General features: G+C 37.7%; 18 protein-coding genes. 10 read left to right on the top strand and 8 right to left on the bottom strand.

Going from position 1 to position 18,605, the window contains the following annotated elements:
* Positions 1-1,395, bottom strand: a complete 1,395-nt coding sequence (locus HBN50_RS08455) for a hypothetical protein (protein WP_273869239.1) — start codon at positions 1,393-1,395, stop codon at positions 1-3.
* Between the two features lie 54 nt (positions 1,396-1,449).
* Between HBN50_RS08455 and HBN50_RS08450 the strand changes: the two genes are divergently transcribed.
* The 7 genes from HBN50_RS08450 to HBN50_RS08420 all read left to right on the top strand — a co-directional run bounded on the left by HBN50_RS08450 (position 1,450) and on the right by HBN50_RS08420 (position 8,611).
* Entirely contained in the window at positions 1,450-3,147 is a 1,698-nt protein-coding gene (locus HBN50_RS08450; protein ID WP_273869238.1) for a hypothetical protein, read from the top strand.
* A gap of 40 nt (positions 3,148-3,187) precedes the next feature.
* Positions 3,188-4,252: an RNA polymerase factor sigma-32 gene (locus HBN50_RS08445; RefSeq protein ID WP_273869236.1), complete on the top strand. Its 1,065-nt coding sequence runs from the start codon at positions 3,188-3,190 to the stop codon at positions 4,250-4,252.
* Positions 4,253-4,347: 95 nt separating this feature from the next.
* Positions 4,348-4,626, top strand: coding sequence for a 30S ribosomal protein S15 (gene rpsO / locus HBN50_RS08440; protein ID WP_273869234.1), 279 nt, complete (start codon positions 4,348-4,350; stop codon positions 4,624-4,626).
* Positions 4,627-4,848: 222 nt separating this feature from the next.
* Complete coding sequence (pnp, locus tag HBN50_RS08435; RefSeq protein WP_273869233.1) at positions 4,849-7,062, top strand: polyribonucleotide nucleotidyltransferase; 2,214 nt, start codon at positions 4,849-4,851, stop codon at positions 7,060-7,062.
* A gap of 45 nt (positions 7,063-7,107) precedes the next feature.
* Positions 7,108-7,572 (top strand): dUTP diphosphatase, encoded by a 465-nt coding sequence (gene dut, locus HBN50_RS08430; RefSeq protein WP_273869231.1) that lies wholly within the window; start codon positions 7,108-7,110, stop codon positions 7,570-7,572.
* An 8-nt stretch (positions 7,573-7,580) separates the two neighbouring features.
* Positions 7,581-7,865 (top strand): polyhydroxyalkanoic acid system family protein, encoded by a 285-nt coding sequence (locus tag HBN50_RS08425; protein ID WP_273869230.1) that lies wholly within the window; start codon positions 7,581-7,583, stop codon positions 7,863-7,865.
* Between the two features lie 11 nt (positions 7,866-7,876).
* A complete protein-coding gene (locus HBN50_RS08420) occupies positions 7,877-8,611 on the top strand; it encodes a 2Fe-2S iron-sulfur cluster binding domain-containing protein (protein ID WP_273869229.1) in 735 nt (244 codons plus the stop codon).
* Positions 8,612-8,635: 24 nt separating this feature from the next.
* Here the strand turns inward: HBN50_RS08420 and HBN50_RS08415 are convergent, their stop codons facing one another.
* The 6 genes from HBN50_RS08415 to HBN50_RS08390 all read right to left on the bottom strand — a co-directional run bounded on the left by HBN50_RS08415 (position 8,636) and on the right by HBN50_RS08390 (position 15,236).
* Complete coding sequence (locus HBN50_RS08415; protein WP_273869228.1) at positions 8,636-9,220, bottom strand: hypothetical protein; 585 nt, start codon at positions 9,218-9,220, stop codon at positions 8,636-8,638.
* A gap of 75 nt (positions 9,221-9,295) precedes the next feature.
* Positions 9,296-10,933, bottom strand: coding sequence for an ATP-binding protein (locus HBN50_RS08410; protein ID WP_273869227.1), 1,638 nt, complete (start codon positions 10,931-10,933; stop codon positions 9,296-9,298).
* 196 nt (positions 10,934-11,129) lie between these two features.
* A complete protein-coding gene (gene phnE / locus HBN50_RS08405) occupies positions 11,130-12,203 on the bottom strand; it encodes a phosphonate ABC transporter, permease protein PhnE (RefSeq protein ID WP_273869225.1) in 1,074 nt (357 codons plus the stop codon).
* A gap of 20 nt (positions 12,204-12,223) precedes the next feature.
* A complete protein-coding gene (phnC, locus tag HBN50_RS08400) occupies positions 12,224-12,982 on the bottom strand; it encodes a phosphonate ABC transporter ATP-binding protein (protein WP_273869224.1) in 759 nt (252 codons plus the stop codon).
* A gap of 14 nt (positions 12,983-12,996) precedes the next feature.
* Complete coding sequence (locus tag HBN50_RS08395) at positions 12,997-13,911, bottom strand: phosphate/phosphite/phosphonate ABC transporter substrate-binding protein (RefSeq protein ID WP_273869223.1); 915 nt, start codon at positions 13,909-13,911, stop codon at positions 12,997-12,999.
* Between the two features lie 173 nt (positions 13,912-14,084).
* A complete protein-coding gene (locus HBN50_RS08390; protein ID WP_273869222.1) occupies positions 14,085-15,236 on the bottom strand; it encodes a trypsin-like serine peptidase in 1,152 nt (383 codons plus the stop codon).
* 137 nt (positions 15,237-15,373) lie between these two features.
* Between HBN50_RS08390 and HBN50_RS08385 the strand changes: the two genes are divergently transcribed.
* The 3 genes from HBN50_RS08385 to HBN50_RS08375 are packed head-to-tail and all read left to right on the top strand — an operon-like array spanning position 15,374 to position 16,953.
* Positions 15,374-15,595, top strand: coding sequence for a hypothetical protein (locus HBN50_RS08385; protein WP_273869221.1), 222 nt, complete (start codon positions 15,374-15,376; stop codon positions 15,593-15,595).
* A gap of 21 nt (positions 15,596-15,616) precedes the next feature.
* Positions 15,617-16,075 carry a hypothetical protein gene (locus HBN50_RS08380; protein ID WP_273869220.1) on the top strand — a complete coding sequence of 153 codons (459 nt, stop codon included), beginning with the start codon at positions 15,617-15,619 and terminating at the stop codon, positions 16,073-16,075.
* An 8-nt stretch (positions 16,076-16,083) separates the two neighbouring features.
* The gene (locus tag HBN50_RS08375) at positions 16,084-16,953 is read left to right on the top strand and encodes a chemotaxis protein CheX (RefSeq protein ID WP_273869219.1); all 870 of its coding nucleotides are present in this window, start codon (positions 16,084-16,086) and stop codon (positions 16,951-16,953) included.
* Here HBN50_RS08375 and HBN50_RS08370 read toward each other — a convergent pair.
* Entirely contained in the window at positions 16,940-18,586 is a 1,647-nt protein-coding gene (locus HBN50_RS08370; protein WP_273869218.1) for a hypothetical protein, read from the bottom strand. The genes HBN50_RS08375 and HBN50_RS08370 overlap by 14 nt on opposite strands.
* Positions 18,587-18,605 lie beyond the last annotated feature (19 nt).

Here is an 18,605-nt window from a genome sequence, read left to right as displayed (position 1 = left end):
TTAGAGAGAGAGGAGTTCGCCATCGAGCTCTTCTATATCTCTTTGGTCAATATTGACTTGTTCTTCAAGAGGTGTGATTCCTTGAGCTGACTTCAGCTCATCGACGAAGTTTTCAATTTCAGGGTGAAGCTTGTCTTCTCGTTTTGAAGTCTTAGGTAAATTATCCCAAATGAGAGTTTGCATTTGCAGCCAACAACTCATTCCATCATAGAGCTTACAAGTTTTTTCAATACTCTTTTTAAGAAGTTCATTCTCGTTGGCCACCATATTCATATGACCGATCATAAGTTCAATTTCAAACGGAGCTTTAAGTTCGTAGAGATTATTAAGTATAAGAATTTGATCATTGGCCTGTTCAAATTTTTTCGCCTTAATTTTAAAGGCCGTATCAAGTGCGAATTTCTTTCTTTGATCAAGGGTAGGGTTGATCGATTTTTTCAAAAGCCTGATTCCCTCTTCCCATTGTCCAAGAAGCCAAGCAAGAGGGATTGCTCTTTCTAGGGCGTTTTTAGAGTTTTTCTTTGTTTGAAGGGCCAGCTGAAAGTGACCAAAGGCCAGCTCGTATTTCTTTTCTTCTAAATTGATATTTCCCTTAATATTTTCAGCGTTCGGTCCATTGAGATCTTCAATAAATTGCATGGCCTTTTCTTTATTCCCCATTCGATAGTACATGAGACCAATAAGCTCTCGTAGCTCTTCTGATTCATAGAGATAGGCAGGAAATGTGTGAATGAAACTCTCTACATAGTTTTCTCTGTTGATGAAAAGTCCTGTTTTAAGCCATATTCTAACGTACTCTTTAGTTGAGAGAATCCATTGAAAATCACTAAGAGCATTCCCTTTAAGAAGTCTCTCTCTATCAAAGTGTAAAGAGTAAATTGTCTCAAGCCAAAAGTGATCATTGTTTGTGTATTTAAATGTCGAATTTTGGCAAAGAATAATATCTTTTTCAAGATTCTTACTCGGTCCCTTTGGTATTTGAGCGATAATTTTTAACATACAAACTTCTTTGTAATATTTAGGATCATCGAAATCGTAATGAGACAAAATCTTTAGGGCCTTGTTGTAGTCATTTTCTATAAAGTAGGTGAGTGCTTGAAACCTTAGAACAATGGGACGAAGTTTTGTTCTTTTAATATCAATTTTACTTAAAAGATAGTGCGCCTTTTTAGTATCTCCACGAAGCAACATCTCTTTAGCGGCACTGATAATTTTGATGATTTTCTCTCGTTTTTGCACATCTCCTTTTCTTATAAACTCCTCGATTTCGTGATTGGCAAGAAGGGACCAGTCGGTCTCTACTTCTTTTAAATTTCTATGGGAAATTGACTCATTTGCAAGAGAAATGTCTATAAGGGAAAAGATGAATAGGAGAGTTAAAAAAAATGTCTTCACTCTAATAATTTCGGAATCTTTTCCGATAACTTAAGTAGATTTCAAGGATGAATCATGATTAAAAAGATCGGCTATTTGTGCCTTTTCCTATTCAGTATCAATGTAAACGCGCTCGTTCCCCTAGAGAGTTTAATTCTTGGTGACTTTAGTCAAAAATATGATCTCGCTGTTTCTGATCCTCTCCACTACATTTATAATTTCGCCTCTTATGCTAGCAACGAAGAAGAATTTAACAAAGATAAAGAACACTTGGTTGTCTATCGTGGATTCTATGAAGAAGGTCAAAACTTAGTTAATTTCTGTGAGAAAAAAACGGAGCCCGTTATTTATTCTGCTCCTTTTGATCGCGATCAGGTTAAGAGAACACTTGTTTCTACCGCCCAGTATATAGGCCTTGATATTACCGTTCGTGCGCTAGCAAAATACGGACAGTTTTTTGAGTTTAGTGAACAAGAATATGAGAATTTAACAAATCATCTCGTTGGTAATTATTGTTCAGAAAACCTTTCTGTTATCAGTAAGAGACAGCTTCGAAAAGTGATGTTCAAGCATTTTAAAGATGATTCTGGCGCTCTTGCTCTTCCAACAGTTAAGGGAAATAGGTACTTCGCTCAAAAAGTCGAAGGGCTTCAAACGGAAGATAAAAAGAGAAGAAGAGAACTCTACTATACAGTTAATCTTTTTAAATCATTTTGCTCATGGAGTGGAGATGCTGATGATTTAGGAATTATGGTTCATCTAATTCAAAACCCTCTGTTCTACAGTTTTGTAGAAAGACAGTTAACCGGAAAAAAACTCACATACGACAAACTTAACTCGCGCGTTAAATTAGAGCGCTCGGAGGATACTGTTCAAGTTGGTTGTCAGAATTTAATTTGTCGCAAAAAAACTTTCGAACAATTTAATATTCAGTTTCCAAAGTCAGTAGGTCATTCGTCTATAAAAAACGATTTAAATGGGCTTTACTGTGAAGACTTCTCTAAAATGGATTTTAATTTCAAAATTAAGGATCAACGTTTAAAGAAATTCATAGATTCAACAAGTTTTGATGAAAAAAATCTTATGATTTCCCACTTAATTGCCTTACTTACAGGAGTTCCCGATTTCTTTTTGTGGCAAAGGGATTTCAAAGATCTTGAAACGCTCTCGCGTTTAAGTCTCGAACAATTCTGGACGAGATGGGCCCAAAGCTTCACGGATAAATTAGGAAAAGATATTTACTATGAAGAAGCTCTCACTATGGAGCTTGTTGATCGAAATTTATATTATCATCCAAGTCGCCCTGATTTTAAGATTGTTTTCGATGTTAACTTAGGAGAGTTTGATAGAGTAAATCAAATTGCCGGAAAAGTGAAAAGTTCATTTGAAATAAAGTTAACGTTGAAGTTCTTAAAGTGGGCGAGAAAAGTTTGGCAAAATTATGATCCTCGTGAACCTCAGGTAAAAGAAGAACTCGATAAACAATTTCTTGTTCGAATTGCTCCGCTAGTTCAAAAGATACAAAAGAAATTTGTTTTTGCTCCTTGGTCACAAGGATTAGAAAAGATAATTCTAAAAGAGATCCTCTATCAAATTTCTCATTATAGTGGAGACTATTTTAGTCGGACTCACTCTGGAATCATTACCATTCCAATTGAGATTAATTTTGCTCCTTTCGCTCTTGGGTACATGCGTTATCAACAACTTACTCAAAAGGCCGTTGAAAAAGAAGAGCGTGAAGAAAAAATCAGACAATCTAAAAAGAGAAAGTGAGTATTGGAAAGCTCATACCTCCATGTTATGATGCCTGCGCATGAGTACTGGAAAAAAAGATGATGTTCTTGTAGAAGTCCTTCCAAAAGAAGACCTCGAGGATCTCGTACAATCAAAACATTCAAAAGGGCCCGAGGATGATGTTATAGACATTAGCTCAATTGATGATGCTCTTTCTTTAGATGAGCAACTTAATAAAGTAGAAGAGATTCTCGCTGAATCCAATCTTCCGGCCCTCTATGAAAAGGGTGATCTCCAAGAGGTCAATAAGCCTGGAGATCCTCTAAGACAATATATTCAAGAAATTAGTCGTTATGAGCTTCTTTCACTGGATCAAGAGAAGGCCTTGACAAAGGCCCTCAGTGAAACAGGTGATATCGAAATAGCTAAGAAACTTGTAACAGCAAACCTTCGATTAGTTGTGAAAATAGCGATGGAGTATCGCAGCGCTTATCAAAATGTCATGGACCTTATTCAGGAAGGTAATATCGGCCTTATGAAGGCCGTTTCCAAGTACAACCCTGAAAAGGGTGCTAAGCTCTCATACTACGCTTCATGGTGGATTCGCTCTTATATTTTAAAATTTATTTTAGATAATTTTCGCCTCGTAAAAATTGGTACGACCAATGAGCAAAAGAAACTCTTTTACAATCTTATGAGAGAAAAAGAGCGCTTGCAGAATATGGGAATTAAACCCGATACCAAAACGCTCTCACAAAATCTTGGCGTTTCTGAAAAGGCCGTCGCGCTTATGGATCAAAGACTTGATAGTGGCCATGCAGGTGAAATTAGTTTAGATAAGCCGCTTGGTGATCAAGATGATAGGGCAACTCTAAGTGATATGATTGACGATGGAAGTGATGATTTCGTTGAAAAACTTGCACACTCTGAAAGTGTTGAAATTCTTCAGGATAATTTGAAGAATTTTATTGAGGGCCTTAAGCCAAGAGATAGAGAAATCTTTAAAAAACGGCTACTTAGCGAGGTTCCTCCCTCCCTTCAAAGCATTGCTGATGACTATGGGGTCTCGAGAGAGCGCATTAGGCAAATTGAAGAGCGACTTCTCAAGAATTTAAGGGTTTACATGAGTGACCATTTAGGTTAAAAACACTCATTGATATTATTCGTCTTACTCTCGGTTTTGATGTTTCTCTAGCATGAATACTGGGAATAAGATCTGTAAGACTAAGGAGATTAGAGATGCTTACAAAAGAACAAAACGCAGCAATCGTTAAAGAATTTGGAACTGAATTTGGTAAAGGTGAAAAAGACAGCGGTTGTGCAGCAGTTCAGGTTGCGATTCTTACAACAAGAATCAACGGTCTTAAAGACCACTTTGGAAAACACATCCATGACTACCACTCAAACAGAGGTCTACTTAAGATGATTGGTAGAAGAAAGAAGCTTCTTAAGTATGTACAGGCTAACTCAGAAGACCAGTACAAAAACTTAATTAAAAAGCTCGGTCTAAGAAAGTAATTACAAAAAAAGGGGAGCCTAAGGGTTCCCCTTTTTATTTAAACTTATTAGAATAGAAGAGAGATAAAAAGGAATAGGGGAATTTGAAGGATATTTGAAAATTAAGGACGAACTTCTTCATTTTGAAATATCTTCCAAATTCTAATCCAAAAAATCTCAAACTATATTCAGAAACTATATTTAACACTAGGGCATAGGGCCCTAATGTAATGGAGTGCATTTATGATGAATAGCAATAAAAAAGTGTTTACGTTTAACTACGGTGGCAAAGAAGTCACTATTGAGACAGGTCGCCTTGCTAAGCAAGCTGACGGTTCTGTTCTTGTATCATGCGAAGGAACTCAAGTTCTTGTTACAGCATGTTCAGCTAGCGAAATGAAAGATGGGCAAGATTTCTTCCCACTACTTGTAGAATATACTGAAAAATTCTATGCCGCAGGGAAATTCCTTGGTGGTTACTTAAAAAGAGAAGGTCGTCCTTCTACTCAGGAAACGCTTAATGCTCGTCTAATCGATAGACCATTAAGACCACTTTTTCCTGAAGGATATATGTATGACACAGTTATTTCATGTACAGTTATGTCATATGATCCAAAAGGTGACCCAGAAGTTCTAGCTGGACTTGGTGCTTCAGCAGCTCTTTCAATCTCTGATATTCCATTCCAAGGACCAATTGCAACTTGTAAAGTTGGTCGTATTAATGGTGAATTGGTTCTTAACCCTTCTCTTGAGCAGTGGGAAGAGTCTGATCTTGAAATCGCAGTAGCTGGTTCAAGTGATGCAATTCTTATGGTTGAAGGTGAAGCTAATATCGTACCTGAAAAAGAAGTTCTTGAAGCAATCTTCTATGGTCATGATCAAATCAAAGGTTTTGTTGAATTCCTTAAAGGTATTCAAGATGAGTGTGGAAAAGAAAAGCGTGAGTTCATCTCTGCTGCTCCAAACACAACTCTTTTAGAAAAAGTAAAAGCAGACTTCTCTGCAGATGCTAGAGCAGCTATTGAAACTGTTGATAAGATGGAAAGACAAAAAGCTGTTAAGGCAATTGAAGCTAACGTTAAAGCTGCAATGGCCGAAACTCCAGAGGCCTTTGGTTTAACAGCTGATAGCTCTTTTGGAAAAGAAGCTTACAAAGGTGTTGATGAGCTCATGTATGAAATGATGAGAGCTGATATCCTTGATGAAGAAAAAAGAATTGGTGGTAGAAAGCTTGATCAAGTAAGACAAATTGAAACAGAAACAAATATTCTTAAAGCACCACACGGTTCAGCTCTTTTTACAAGAGGTGAAACTCAGGTTCTTTCTACTGTTACTATCGGTGGAGCAACTGGGGACCAAATGGTTGATAGAATTGTTGGTCTAAACTACGACAAATTCTACCTTCACTATAACTTCCCTCCATACTCTGTTGGTGAAGCTCGTGGTGTAAGAGGTGTTGGTCGTCGTGAACAAGGTCACGGTAACCTTGCTCAAAGAGCTCTTAAATCAGTTATCCCAAGCGCTGAAGAATTTGCTTATACAACACGTGTTGTTTGTGAAGTTCTAGAGTCAAACGGATCAAGTTCTATGGGTTCTGTATGTTCAGGTTCTATGGCCCTTATGGATGCTGGTGTTCCAATTAAAGCTCCTGTATCTGGGATTGCTATGGGTCTCGTAACAGATGGTGAAAGATTTAAAATCCTAACAGATATTCTTGGAGATGAAGATCACCTTGGTGATATGGACTTCAAAGTTGCAGGTACTGCTACTGGTATTACTGCAATTCAAATGGATATTAAAATCAAAGGTCTTACTCGTGAGATCGTTGAAAAAGCTATTGCACAAGCTTGTGAAGGTCGTCTGCACATCCTTGGTGAAATGGCCAAGACTGTTACTGAGCAAAGAATGGAGCTTAAAGACGGTGTTCCAAGAATTGAAACATTCAAAATTAAGCCAGACAAAATTGGTGCTCTTATTGGTCCAGGTGGAAAGAACATTAAAAAGCTTCAAGAAGACTTCGAAGTTAATATGGAAATTGAAGAAGATGGAACTGTTAAAGTTCTTGGTACAGATAAAGACAAAATCTTTGCTTGTATCGAACTAGCTTCTCTTCAAATCAATGGTCCAGCAATTGGTTCTGACTACGAAGCGAAAGTTGTAACAATTAAAGATTACGGTGCATTCGTTGACATCGCTGATGGTGTTTCTGGACTTGTTCACGTTTCTGAAATTGCTGAAGAGAGAGTTAAGGATGTTAATGACTACCTAACTGAAGGTCAGATGGTCAAAGTACGTGTTGTTGAAGTTGATAAGATGGGACGTATGAAACTTTCTTGTAAGGCGGTTGAGCCTGTTGCAATGAAGCCTGAAGCGAAAGCTAAGGCCGAGGCAGCTAAAAAAGAAGCGAAGCCAAAAGAAGAAAAGAAAGTAGAGAAGAAAGAAAAAGTAGAAGAATAAAAAAAGCGGGCCTTCGGGCCCGTTTTTCCTTGTGTTGAGGTTGTTGTGACAAATAGGGTAAATCTCCAAGTTAAAAAATTACCACATTACGATAATAATTATCCTCTTCCTTCTTATGAGACAGAAGGGGCAGCGGGAGCTGACCTTCGTGCTCAACTTGGAATTGGAGAGAGTCTTGTCATTAAGCCTGGTGCAAGAGTGCTTGTTCCAACAGGTCTTAGTTTCGAGATTCCTGTAGGATATGAAGTTCAAGTTCGACCAAGATCTGGACTTTCTTTTAAAACATCACTTCTCGTCGTTAATAGTCCTGGGACGATTGACTGCGATTATAGAGGTGAGGTGAAGATCATCTTAGGAAACTTTGGTGACCAAGATGAAGTGATTGAGCATGGAGATCGCGTTGCTCAAATGGTAATCGCTCCAGTTACTCAAGCAGTTCTTATTGAGAGTGAAGCTCTCTCTGAAACGGCCCGTGGTGAGGGTGGTTTTGGTTCAACAGGTAAACAATAGAGGTTTAAATGGATTTAGTTGTATCTTACGATAAGGCCACTGATAAATTCAATGCTTGGGACCTAGCTAAGGCCCAAATTACACCTGAATATGTAGAAAAATTTAAGGTAAAGGCCGAAATCGCCTATGATAGAGATGGCGCTAAGATGGAGGCCACTGGTAAAGGTTTTACACTCTCTCTTGTCTTTGATGAGAATGAATGTAAGGTAGCGATTAAGCTCTCAATGTTTCTTAAGCCCCTTAAGGGAAAGGTTCTTGAGGCCGTTGAGAACAAGCTCAAAAAGACGATTTAAGGATAATAAAAATGCATAAGGTGACTATCAGACCTACAGGTCAAGTTTTAGAAGTTGATGGAGAGACAAATCTTCTCGATGCACTAAAGGCCCACGGTCATTTTGTTAAATCTTCTTGTGGTGGCCACGCAAGTTGCTCTGACTGTATCGTAAAAATCATTGATGGAGATGACAATATTAACACTCCACCATTTGAAGAAGTACAGCTTATGGGTAACGTCTATCACATCACAAAAGAAAGACTTTCATGCCAGACTTATGTTCAAGGTCAAGTGACAATTGATATTTCTGAGCATGACAAATCAGCAGTTGAAAAAAGATTGCAAAATAAATCGAGTGGCTTTTTAAAAAATAAGGCCCCGGTTTCGACAAGAGTTCGTAAGAAAGAAGATGTCGATAAGATTATGACTGAGAGACAGGCCATTCGTGATGAGCGTCGCAAACGCGATAACGAGTGGGAAGGTCACTGGAAAAAAGACAAAGATGAACAAGGAGAAAGTGCTCCTCGTATCAAGCGTCTTGGTGGTGGTAAGAAGCCTAAGCTTTTTAGAACAGATCATCTTGAGAATCTAGATGAGCAACTTCAAAAAGAGCGTGAAGAGCGCGAGGCCCACCGTGAGAAAAAAGAATTTAGGGAAAAAAGAGAGAAGAGCTTTCGTCACAAAGGTCCAAATAGAGATCCAAGTGATAAGAAAGCAGGATTTCCAAAACCTAAAAAAGACTTTAGAAAATCGAGAAAAAAATAAGGCCTTCATATGAAGGCCTTTTTTTTAATATTTCTTTAATACATCTGAAATTTTTTGAAGGTCTATTTTTCTTTGACCTTTGTCGATAACAATTTTCTTATCATCGTCTAGAATTGCCCAAAGTTGAAAGTAACCTTTATTTTGAAAACCTCTAAGGTTTGGATCACCTGTCATCTTTGCGACGTTAGGAGTGTCCATAAAGTGCTCTACGTAGAGCTCGTCCGTATTCTTCAAGGTCTTTTTAAATTTGATCTTGAGTAGTCCATAGAACAGTCTATGCTCTAGTATGATTTCCTTTCCTTGCTTATAAATAAATTTCTCATAAAAGAAAAAGCAAGTAAGGATAAAAGGCACCAAAATAATTGTCACCCTAACTGTGTAGGAGAGTGCTATATTGATTTGATCCCCAGTTGCAGCAAGCCTTGTGAGAGGATCGCTGACGGCCAGGTACATCGCACCAATGACTGTCAAGATTGCAGCGAGGTAACCCCAAAAAATAAGAGGAAGACCATAGGTTTTTAGTACAATCTGTTTTGCACCATTTTTCTCTTTAATTTCAACTCTATCTATCTCTTCTTCAGAGACAGGAAATATAAACATTAAGCCCATGCACAATATTTACTCTATTAGCCGTATTGTGGCAATAGATGGGCGAATTCATTGAATAAATTAATATAAGGAAAGTTAAGATAAATGATTCTTATTTCTAATGAGAGGGAGTATGACAGTAAACTCGGCGTATTCATTCTCTTTACTTGTAATTTCTATATGGCCTTCGTGAACTTTGTTAATAATATCGAAACTCAGCGAAAGACCTAGACCAGTTCCTTCTCCAGCTGCTTTGGTCGTAAAAAATGGGGTAAAAACTTTGGCCTGATCCTCTTTTTTAATACCCAGTCCATTGTCACGTACAATTAAATAGAGGCTATGATCTCTTTTAAAAACGCGAACGAGAAGTTCAGGGTTATATTCAAGCCCCAGTATGTCTTTTTTCTTTTTCATACTGTAAAGAGCATTGGTGAAAAGGTTTAGAAATACAGTCGCTATATCAACCTTACTAATAGAAATGAGTGGAAGTTCTGCTTCGAACTCTCGATGAATGATGGCCTGAAATCCATCGTATTTTGACTTAATTGCTTGAGATGCGAAGTTGATATTTTCTTCGATAACTTCAACAATATTTTCGTCTTTAAAGCTTAACTTACTCTCGCGTGAGTGCTCTAGCATACTGGTGATGATGGATTCAGCTCTTTTTCCATGTGTAAAAGTCTCTAAGCACATGGCCTTTATTTCTGAAATTTCTTCAAGAAGTTCCTTCTTCTTTTCCTGTTCAATATTTGATTGATCAATCATCTCTTTTAGATCGATAAGTCCAAAACGTGAGGCCTCAGAAAAGTTGATAATGAAGTTGAGTGGGTTATTCAGTTCGTGGGCAATACCTGAAGTTAGAGACCCTAAGGAGGCGAGTTTCTCTTGGGCGATGAGTTTGTCTTGCATAGTATTGATCTCATCGATTTTCTCTTGAAGAATAAACGTTTTATTTTGGAGTTCTTTAGTTCTCTTGTGGACCAGTTCCTCAAGATGCTCTTTGTAGTCTTGTAGTTTATATTCGGCCTTATCCCTCATAGCGATATAGTTTTTAAGATTTATCCGCATATTATTAATGGCCTTAATTAAGTCATCAATTTCATCTTCTCCACTATCTATTTTTTCAACTTCAATTGGACGATCTAAACTTCCTGGAGAGAGTTTTCCGGCGTAATCAGCGATACGCTCAATTTTTTTCGTAATGACAACGTTAATGATGATCAAAATACAAAGAGAGACGATGAATGTTTTTACTGATTGGGTCATAAGAATGATGAGAACTCGATCCCATAAACGCTGATAAATCTTATTCAAATTCACTTTTGCTACGAGGTTTCCTAATGTTATTTCCTCGTTGAGCTCTCTATAGGTTAGGGGGATTGTTCTCGATACAGTATTTTTCAAATCTTTGGTACCGGTTTCATAGAATGAATACCTCTTTCCATCTCTTATTTCAAAAACACCAATATATTCAATGTCAGGAAGTTTCTTCATTCCAGTCGCTTGGATAACAAGTTGTTTCTTATCGAGATGCCAAAGCGAATTTGCCAGTGACTTTGTGTAGATGGATTCAATCTGATCGAGTGTTCGATTGACTGTAGATATATCTTTTTTGTAGTCAATATATAGCTGAAAGGCCGTTCCTAAGAAACTGAAGAACGTACTACAAATGAGAATGTAGCGAAGAAGCTTGTATTGGAGCTTCGTTCTATTTGGCCGTTGCGCATCTGACACTAGATTTTCCTTAAACACTTCCGTCTTTTTAGATATTTTCACTCTTATCGTCATAGTTTCAAACAAAAGTTATCTTTAATTATAGAATAGTAAATTGACCAAAATCTAATCATTTATTGTTCTAAATGTGATTAAAAAAAAGACAAAAAAAAGGCCCCTCAATAGAGGGGCCTTATTTAAAGAATGACTTTGTTGATTATTTAATCGCTTCTCTAATTTTCGCAGATAGGTAGTCCATAAGCCATACAATAGCTGCGATAACGATAACAAGAAGACCAACTTCATTCCACTTGGCAAGACCTTGGTACTGCATAAGCATTGTACCAATACCACCACCACCAACGAGACCAATAACTGTCGCCATACGAACGTTAATATCCCAACGGTAGATTGTGAATGATAGGTAAGGAAGAATAATCTGAGGAACAACACCGTACCAAATTACCTGTACTGGGTGAGCTCCTGTTGCTGTAATTGCTTCGATTGGTCCGTTTGAAATGTTCTCAATTTGCTCCGAGTATAGCTTAGAAAGTGAAGCTACAGAGTGAAGACAAAGAGCGAGCATACCAGAGAATGGTCCAATCCCAACCCATACTGAGAAGATAATTGCCCATACGAGTGGTTCAATTGATCTTGAAATGTTCAGTAGGAATCTTACAAAAGAATAAACGGCCATTGTCAGTCTTGAACCATTCATGAGGTTTCTTGCAGCGAAGAAAGCTAGAATAAAGGCAACTGGAATAGCGAAAGCCGTCGCAATGAAGGCCATGTAAATTGTCTCAACAGCTGCCATAACCGCTTCAGAAATAATTCCAAAGTTAGGGTTTAAAAGAGCTGTAAAGATTCTCTTTGCTCCAATAAGACCTGAAGTCGAAAGGAATTCAGAGATTGAAACTTGAGAAACAAAAAGTCCTGAAACAAATGTTAGAATAAGGATGAAGACCCCAAAAAGAGAAGCAGGCTCTCTCATAATCGGCTTATTCTCATCTCTTTTCATAAGTCCTAGACAAGCTCTACCAGCAGACATTTTCGTCATAAAGAGAGCGAGAGAAACAACGACACCAGCTCCAAGAGCGATTAGTGGTTGATTCCAACTGAACTCTGGGAATCTCTCCCCAAGAATAATTTTTTCGTAAACAATCTTCCAAGAGGCCAAGATCGTGTATGACCAAAGAAAGACATCAATAAACAATGCCCAAAAGTAAGCTTTCACTGTTTTGAAAGTCAGACCTGGGTCTTGATTTAAAGTAGGTGTATTATTTGTACTCATATCCATTTTCTCACTTTTCCTTAGTCAATTGTCACTTCTACAGCTTCTTCACCGTAGATTGTTTTAAACCAGTTTTCATCAATATCTAGAGGTTTCCCTTCATAGATAAGCTTTCCTTGTTTAAGTGCAATTACACGGCTAGCGTATTGGCGTACAAGTGAAAGGAAGTGAAGGTTACAGATAACAGTAACACCTAGTTCTTCGTTTACTTTTTTGAGGTATTGCATAACTGAGTGTGACGTTGCAGGGTCAAGAGACGCTACAGGCTCATCAGCAAGAAGAACTTTTGGGTTTTGCATAAGTGCTCTAGCGATAGCAACACGTTGTTGCTGACCACCTGAAAGGTTGTCTGCGCGAACATTTTCTTTCCCTTCGAGTCCAACGATTTTGATGTACTCTTGAGCTTTCTTCTTGTCTTCTTCAGCATAGACTCCAAAAATTGAATTCCAGATTCCCGTTCTTCCTAGAGTTCCTGAGAGAACGTTCGTTAGAACTGTTCTTCTTGGAATAAGGTTGAAGTGTTGGAAAATCATCCCAATTTTAGATCTTACAGATCTTAGAGTTTTTCCTTTAACGTGAGTGACATCCTCTCCTTCAAAGAGGATTTTTCCTGAAGTTGGCTCGTGAAGTCTGTTAAGACATCTAAGCATTGTAGACTTTCCAGATCCAGATAGACCAATAACAACTAGGAATTCACCTTTTTGAACTTCAAAGCTTACATCCTGAAGGGCGTGACATCCGTTAGGATAAACTTTGTTCAAACTTTCAATCTTAAACATTATACTCTCTTTGTTTATTTTTTAAGCAAGTCTGCTGTTTTTAAATTAAGTGCCTTAATCATTCCACGAAGTCCATCGTATTCTTGATCATTTGTATCAACGAGACCTTCAACACTGTAGATGTTAGTGAAGATGTCTTTTCCTTCTTTAGTTGCGATGAACTTCTTTACCGCAGCGATGAATTTCGTTGTAACTTCTTTATCAAGACCTTTTCTAAATACGAATGGGTCGTTTGGAATTTTTTCAGTTGTTGTAATAATTTTTACTTTGTCTTCAACATCTGGGAATTGAGTTTTTACACGAGCTCTCGCATCTCTAATTTCACCAGTTTCAGAAGCTGCTGAGTAGTATGTCGCTCCAGCATCAACTTGTTTTTGATAGATCATTGTTACAACGTTGTCGTGCTTAATAGCGAAAGTTTGGTTACCAAGCTTTACTTCGTTGTCCTTAAGGATTTTAAGAGGAAACATGTATCCAGAAGTTGACGATGGGTCAGTGAAAGCGAATTTCTTTCCCTCTAGGTCGGCAACACTGTTGATTCCACTATCAACGTGAGCAATGATTTGACCTTGGTAGTAGTCGTGTCCGTAACGTAGAACTTTAAGTTTTGCTTCAGCTCCATATTTTTCGTTGGCCATGAGGTAACCAAAAGAGTTCATAACAGCAATGTCAGCTCTCTCTGAACCAAAGGCCTCTACAACGGCAATGTAGTTTGTTGGGATACCTGATTTGAAAAAGTAACCAGTTTCTTTTTCAAGGAACATGAGAAACTCAGTTGAGTTCGATGCAATTGTGTCGGCATCAACAGATGGTGTGAAGTAAAGTTTAATTGGGTTGCCCTGGCTTCCTAGCTTCTCATCTTTTTGACAGCTAACTCCAAGAGTTGCAAGCGTTGCTATAAGCAATGCTGCCTTGATCGTTCTTAACATGCGTGACTCCCTTATAAATTTAGCAAGTTATGTAAATTTTTAAATTGCCCCTAGATATCATGAATTTCTTAATTTTTTTAGTCAGGATTTGCACAAAGTTTCATTTTTTTTTGTAAAATTGTCCTTTTTTTAGGGGCAACGACATTTTTACACGGTGCAAATAAAAATTATTCCTACTTAGTTTGACAGCTTATTGAATGAATCCAACTGCCCCAACCGGCAGACTTAATTTGGACTTTTTTCATGCAGTCACCATATTCATCTTGAAATTCATCACAGCGCCAAGGTCCTTTTTCAAGTGGGTCCTTATTACTAAAGGCATAAATGAAAAAATCTCTATCAACTGTTTTACCAACGATGTGTCTTTGTTTCTTTGGAATATTGATATTGCGAATTGTTTTAATCGCACTCTCTCCTAGGGGCTCGTAGGCCATGTGAACAGAGACAGGGAAGTCGCAATTATTTTCTAAAATAATCTGATCAAACTCCGGAGAGTTTGTCGGAGAGAGATTGTAGTGGTCGATGGTAAACTCATCGGCCATATCGTTTAGCCAGTTATTGATCGTTTTGATGTGGTGATTTCTAAAAAGGATTCCACCATTGAATTTATCTCCTGCATAGAGACTCATTCCAATAATCTTTTTTCCCTTTTGAATCGGAGCGCCACTCATACCTTTGACGACATCACAATGGAATCGAAGATCTGTCATATTCACAACACTCATAGGACAACTTGTTCTTGCGAGTTCGTGCTTGTGCTCATCATTTTGTGAAAGATTGTAACCAAAGAGGCTTCCGTTAAATGATTTCTTTGTAAGGCGGCTATCATTGATACTTAGCCATCCGGTTTTTATACCAATATCTTCTTTAAGATAGATCACGGCGAAGTCGAGGTCTTGAATTTTCTTTTTGGCGTAGAGTCCAAGCATGTGAACTTTTACCCAGTCTATAGTGTGAAAAGGATGGTATTGGCGATCGAGTCCTGGAGTAAAGGCCAGGTCATCAATCCACTCATTTTTTTCAACATCAAAAACACAGTGAGCTGCTGTTAAAACTTGTGATGGGCCAATGAGGACACCGCTACATTGACTACCTACGCGACCAATGGCCCTAACTGGATAGTAAGAAGTTTTAGTGACTCTTTTGAGTGGGAACTTATCAAAGATTCCTTGTCCCATAGGATTCGTTAAAAGATATTTAATTGGTTCATATTGACCATAATCTTTTGCAGTGAGGAGGTTTTTCTTTTTTTCGACAGCGAGAGCTGGAGATGATGTTATCCCAAAGATGAAAAGAAGAAAAATTATCCAAGACCCATGATTCATAGAAAACTCTTATTTTTTAAAAACTTATGGCCCTTATTTATATAAAAAGAGACGAGTCTGCAAATATCTTCTGATAAAAAAAGACAAGTATCTGAAAAGTCGAAGGTGTGCTGTGGAAAATGGGGCATAATAAGGCCATGGCCCTTAATATAATTCCATTTTATCCAAGGCCGCATCCTACAAACGTCAGTTTTGAAAAGCGCTTGGAGTTTAAGCCCGATAGTGAAGGCATGGACCCTCAGAAAGAGGAGCGGGAGAAGAGTTATATCTTTGATCAGGCCTTGGCCCACGATCATATAATGGTTCGGCTTAAAGCACTTGAGCGAGAGAGGAAAAAAGACCTTAATTGCTTGTATTGAATTTCCAAGTAAAATGGAGATATGTTGAAGAAATATATTTTAGTTAGTTTTCTCGTTATTTCAAGAGTTTATGGTCTAGAACTCTATAAGCAAACCGACAATACGGGCATGGGTAAGGTGGAGAGATTATCTCACATCGAATCTTATTTGCAGGGTCAGTCCAAGCATTTGAGAGATAATGTTGAAAAAAAAATAAAGAACTTGGAGCAGGGCTTCGACAAGTATTTGAAAACTAAAAAAGAAGGTCTGACTAAAGAAGATAAACTCTTCATCGAAAAGAAGCTTTTGGCCTTGAAAGAAGAAGTCTTATCCAAGGCCCTTGTTCAAAGAGAGAAGAAAGACGAAGAGTTTAAAAATGAAATTAAAGCAATGCTCGAAACTCAAAAAAAAGAGCAATTAAAACTAAATGAAGTTGTATTGCAAAGGCTACTCGCCATAGAAAAAATGAACTCGGCCATGGGCGAGCAACAGAAGAAGTAGGAGTCGGATTGGAATTTATCAGAAACGTTCTTATTTTATCTCTCAACACTGATTGGGCCTTTGATTTGCGTGAAAGTCTTGTCAGAGTGAGTAAGGTTCGTGCTGATGTTGCAGGGATTCGCTCTGTTGCTACAAAGTATTTATCTGAGAAAAATTATACGGCCATTATTATTGAAGATTCATTTGGTGAGAAAAATATCAATACACTCTTTCGTGCTCTTCTCACATCGAATATTAAAAAACCTGAATTCGTCTTTTTAAGTTTTGTCGATTTTGATCTTGTGAGAAAAATTAATATCCCTGATGAACTTAAAAGTGAGTTTCTCATGTACTCTCACCCTATGGTGATCGAGGACTTTTCAAGCATTGTAAAAAAGAAACTTGTTCCGATGGAATTAGAGGGCAATAAACGCTCTTTTGATCGAGAGTTTGTTGAGATTCTTATGAAGTCATGTCGTAAGACATTCGAAAAACTAGATGCCTTTGGTGTTCTTAGAGTGCAAAGACCAAGGCTAATTAAAAAGGGTGAAGAGCTAGAAATTGCCATTCGTGGAAAAGTAATTATTAAGTCCCAATTTTTTAATGGTTCTCTTCTTTTAAGTTTTCCAGAGGAAACTTATTTGAATCTCTATGAAAAAGTTGTAGGAACTTTTTACGAAAAAATTAATGCACAAAATGAGGACTTTGCAGGAGAGATGGCCAATATGGTTTATGGGCAGACCAAGAAGACTCTCGAACAAGTTGGTGTTCACTTAGACATGGCCATTCCTGTGACCGATAAAACGGCACAACTTCCAAGTGGACATCCGATCTTTGTTATTCCTGTTGAAACTGATCTGGGCTCATTCTATGTTAAACTTGCTCTTAATTATTTTTAATTTGTCCAAGAAGTTTAGCATGTGGGTAGATGATATCTAAAAGATCAATACGGATATTCATCGGCCAGCTAATAAAAGAGTGAAAAAACAAATCCGGAAGTTTTTTTTCTAGTTCATAAATTTCTCTAAGAGTTTCATTTTTAAAGTCATTTGCCAGTACAGATATTTTCATCTTCAAAATTTTCTCAAGACGAAAAATAAAGAGACGACAATGGTCGGCCAGGTAATCAGGAAGTTCCTGTTCAAGTGATTTGAATTCAACAAGAAGTTCTTTTCTAATTTTTGTGTGCTTGTCGTGGATAAACTGCAAAACATTGAAATAAAAAGTAGATACTTTCCCAAGAGGAGAGTCTTTAAAGTCACTAATGGCCATTTGAAGGTTGTGATAGGCACCATGTGTGTCTTTTAAATCAAAGGCCACTTGAGCTTGCATGAGAGCGCCGTAGGCCCTCTTAAAATTTTTATCATACTTTGGCGCAGCCTGTTTTTTTATGCTGATATGGGGCTTTAAAGAGAAGAGGTCTTTTAAAAAGTGAACTTCTCCTTCATATACTTTTGGAGCTGAGCCTGCAATATAGTAACTTTCATCTTTATGAGTATTAAAACTGGAAACACCCACTGAACTTGGTGTTAGAGGATCGAGATAGATCTCTTTTTTATTTTTATGATAAAGAGGTGTGGCCACCATCTTTATAAATTCGTAATCTGTTTTCTTCTTTTTCTTAGTATAAACTTCAATTTTATCGCTTGCAGCCCGTGTTCTTATTTCATTGTAAAAGTCAATTCCAAGGGGAAGGTGAATACTCTTTTGTTCAATATCTGTTCGCAAGTCGTTATTGATATAGAGTGTTTGACCAGGCTTTTTTTGATGAATTTTTGAACGAGTTTCATTGCCGAGAATATCAAGTTCTAAAACGCGAAAATCAGCTGTGGCAATATTAATATTCCAACTCGTGATTGTTGGATGTTTTTTAGAATAGCTGATGATATCTTCAATGCTCTCACATTTTCTTAGAATTTCATAAACGTAGTGAAAAATAGATGTCCCTTCTTTGCAAAAGGTATCTGAAAATTTTTGATGGATGGCCAAGCATAGTCCATCTTCTCTTTTTGTTGTCAAAGAGGGATAGGGAAGTCCCGCTGTAGTGAAGGAGCTAAACTTAGGCATATCTTTCATCTGGTAGCGAACAAGTCTTTCATAACGGTCATAGGTTCCTTGAAGTGGAAAATCGAGCACTCTCGCGTGTGTGATTGATTGATCGTCATTGAAGTGAAAAAAACTTGAACAGCCTAAGAGATTTGTAGGAATGCTTGGAATCCACTTACTCATAAAACACATCAGTTCTGGAATGAGCATGCAAAAAGCGATTTCTTTTTTATTTCTACTTAGCCCGTCACTGTAAGCGCTTATATAGCGATCAAAGATATTGCCATTGGCAAAAACTTGATCGGAGAGCTCTCGAGCAACCGAGTGAATTAGTCGATTTGCTTGAGGTGAGGGGGTTGAAAGAACTCCTTGTAAATGAGAGATGATCGTTTTTGCCTCTTCTTTGTCGCGAAGTCCTAATTGGTAAAAACACTCGAGGGGATCGCCGATGAGATCTATAACGGGAAAGCTCTGTTTTCCTTTCATTTTCTTCCTATTTGCGGGA

Origin of the sequence: Halobacteriovorax sp. GB3, from assembly GCF_028649655.1 — a bacterium.
In the GTDB taxonomy this organism is placed as follows: domain Bacteria; phylum Bdellovibrionota; class Bacteriovoracia; order Bacteriovoracales; family Bacteriovoracaceae; genus BSW11-IV.
This window is presented reverse-complemented; position numbering and strand designations above follow the sequence as displayed.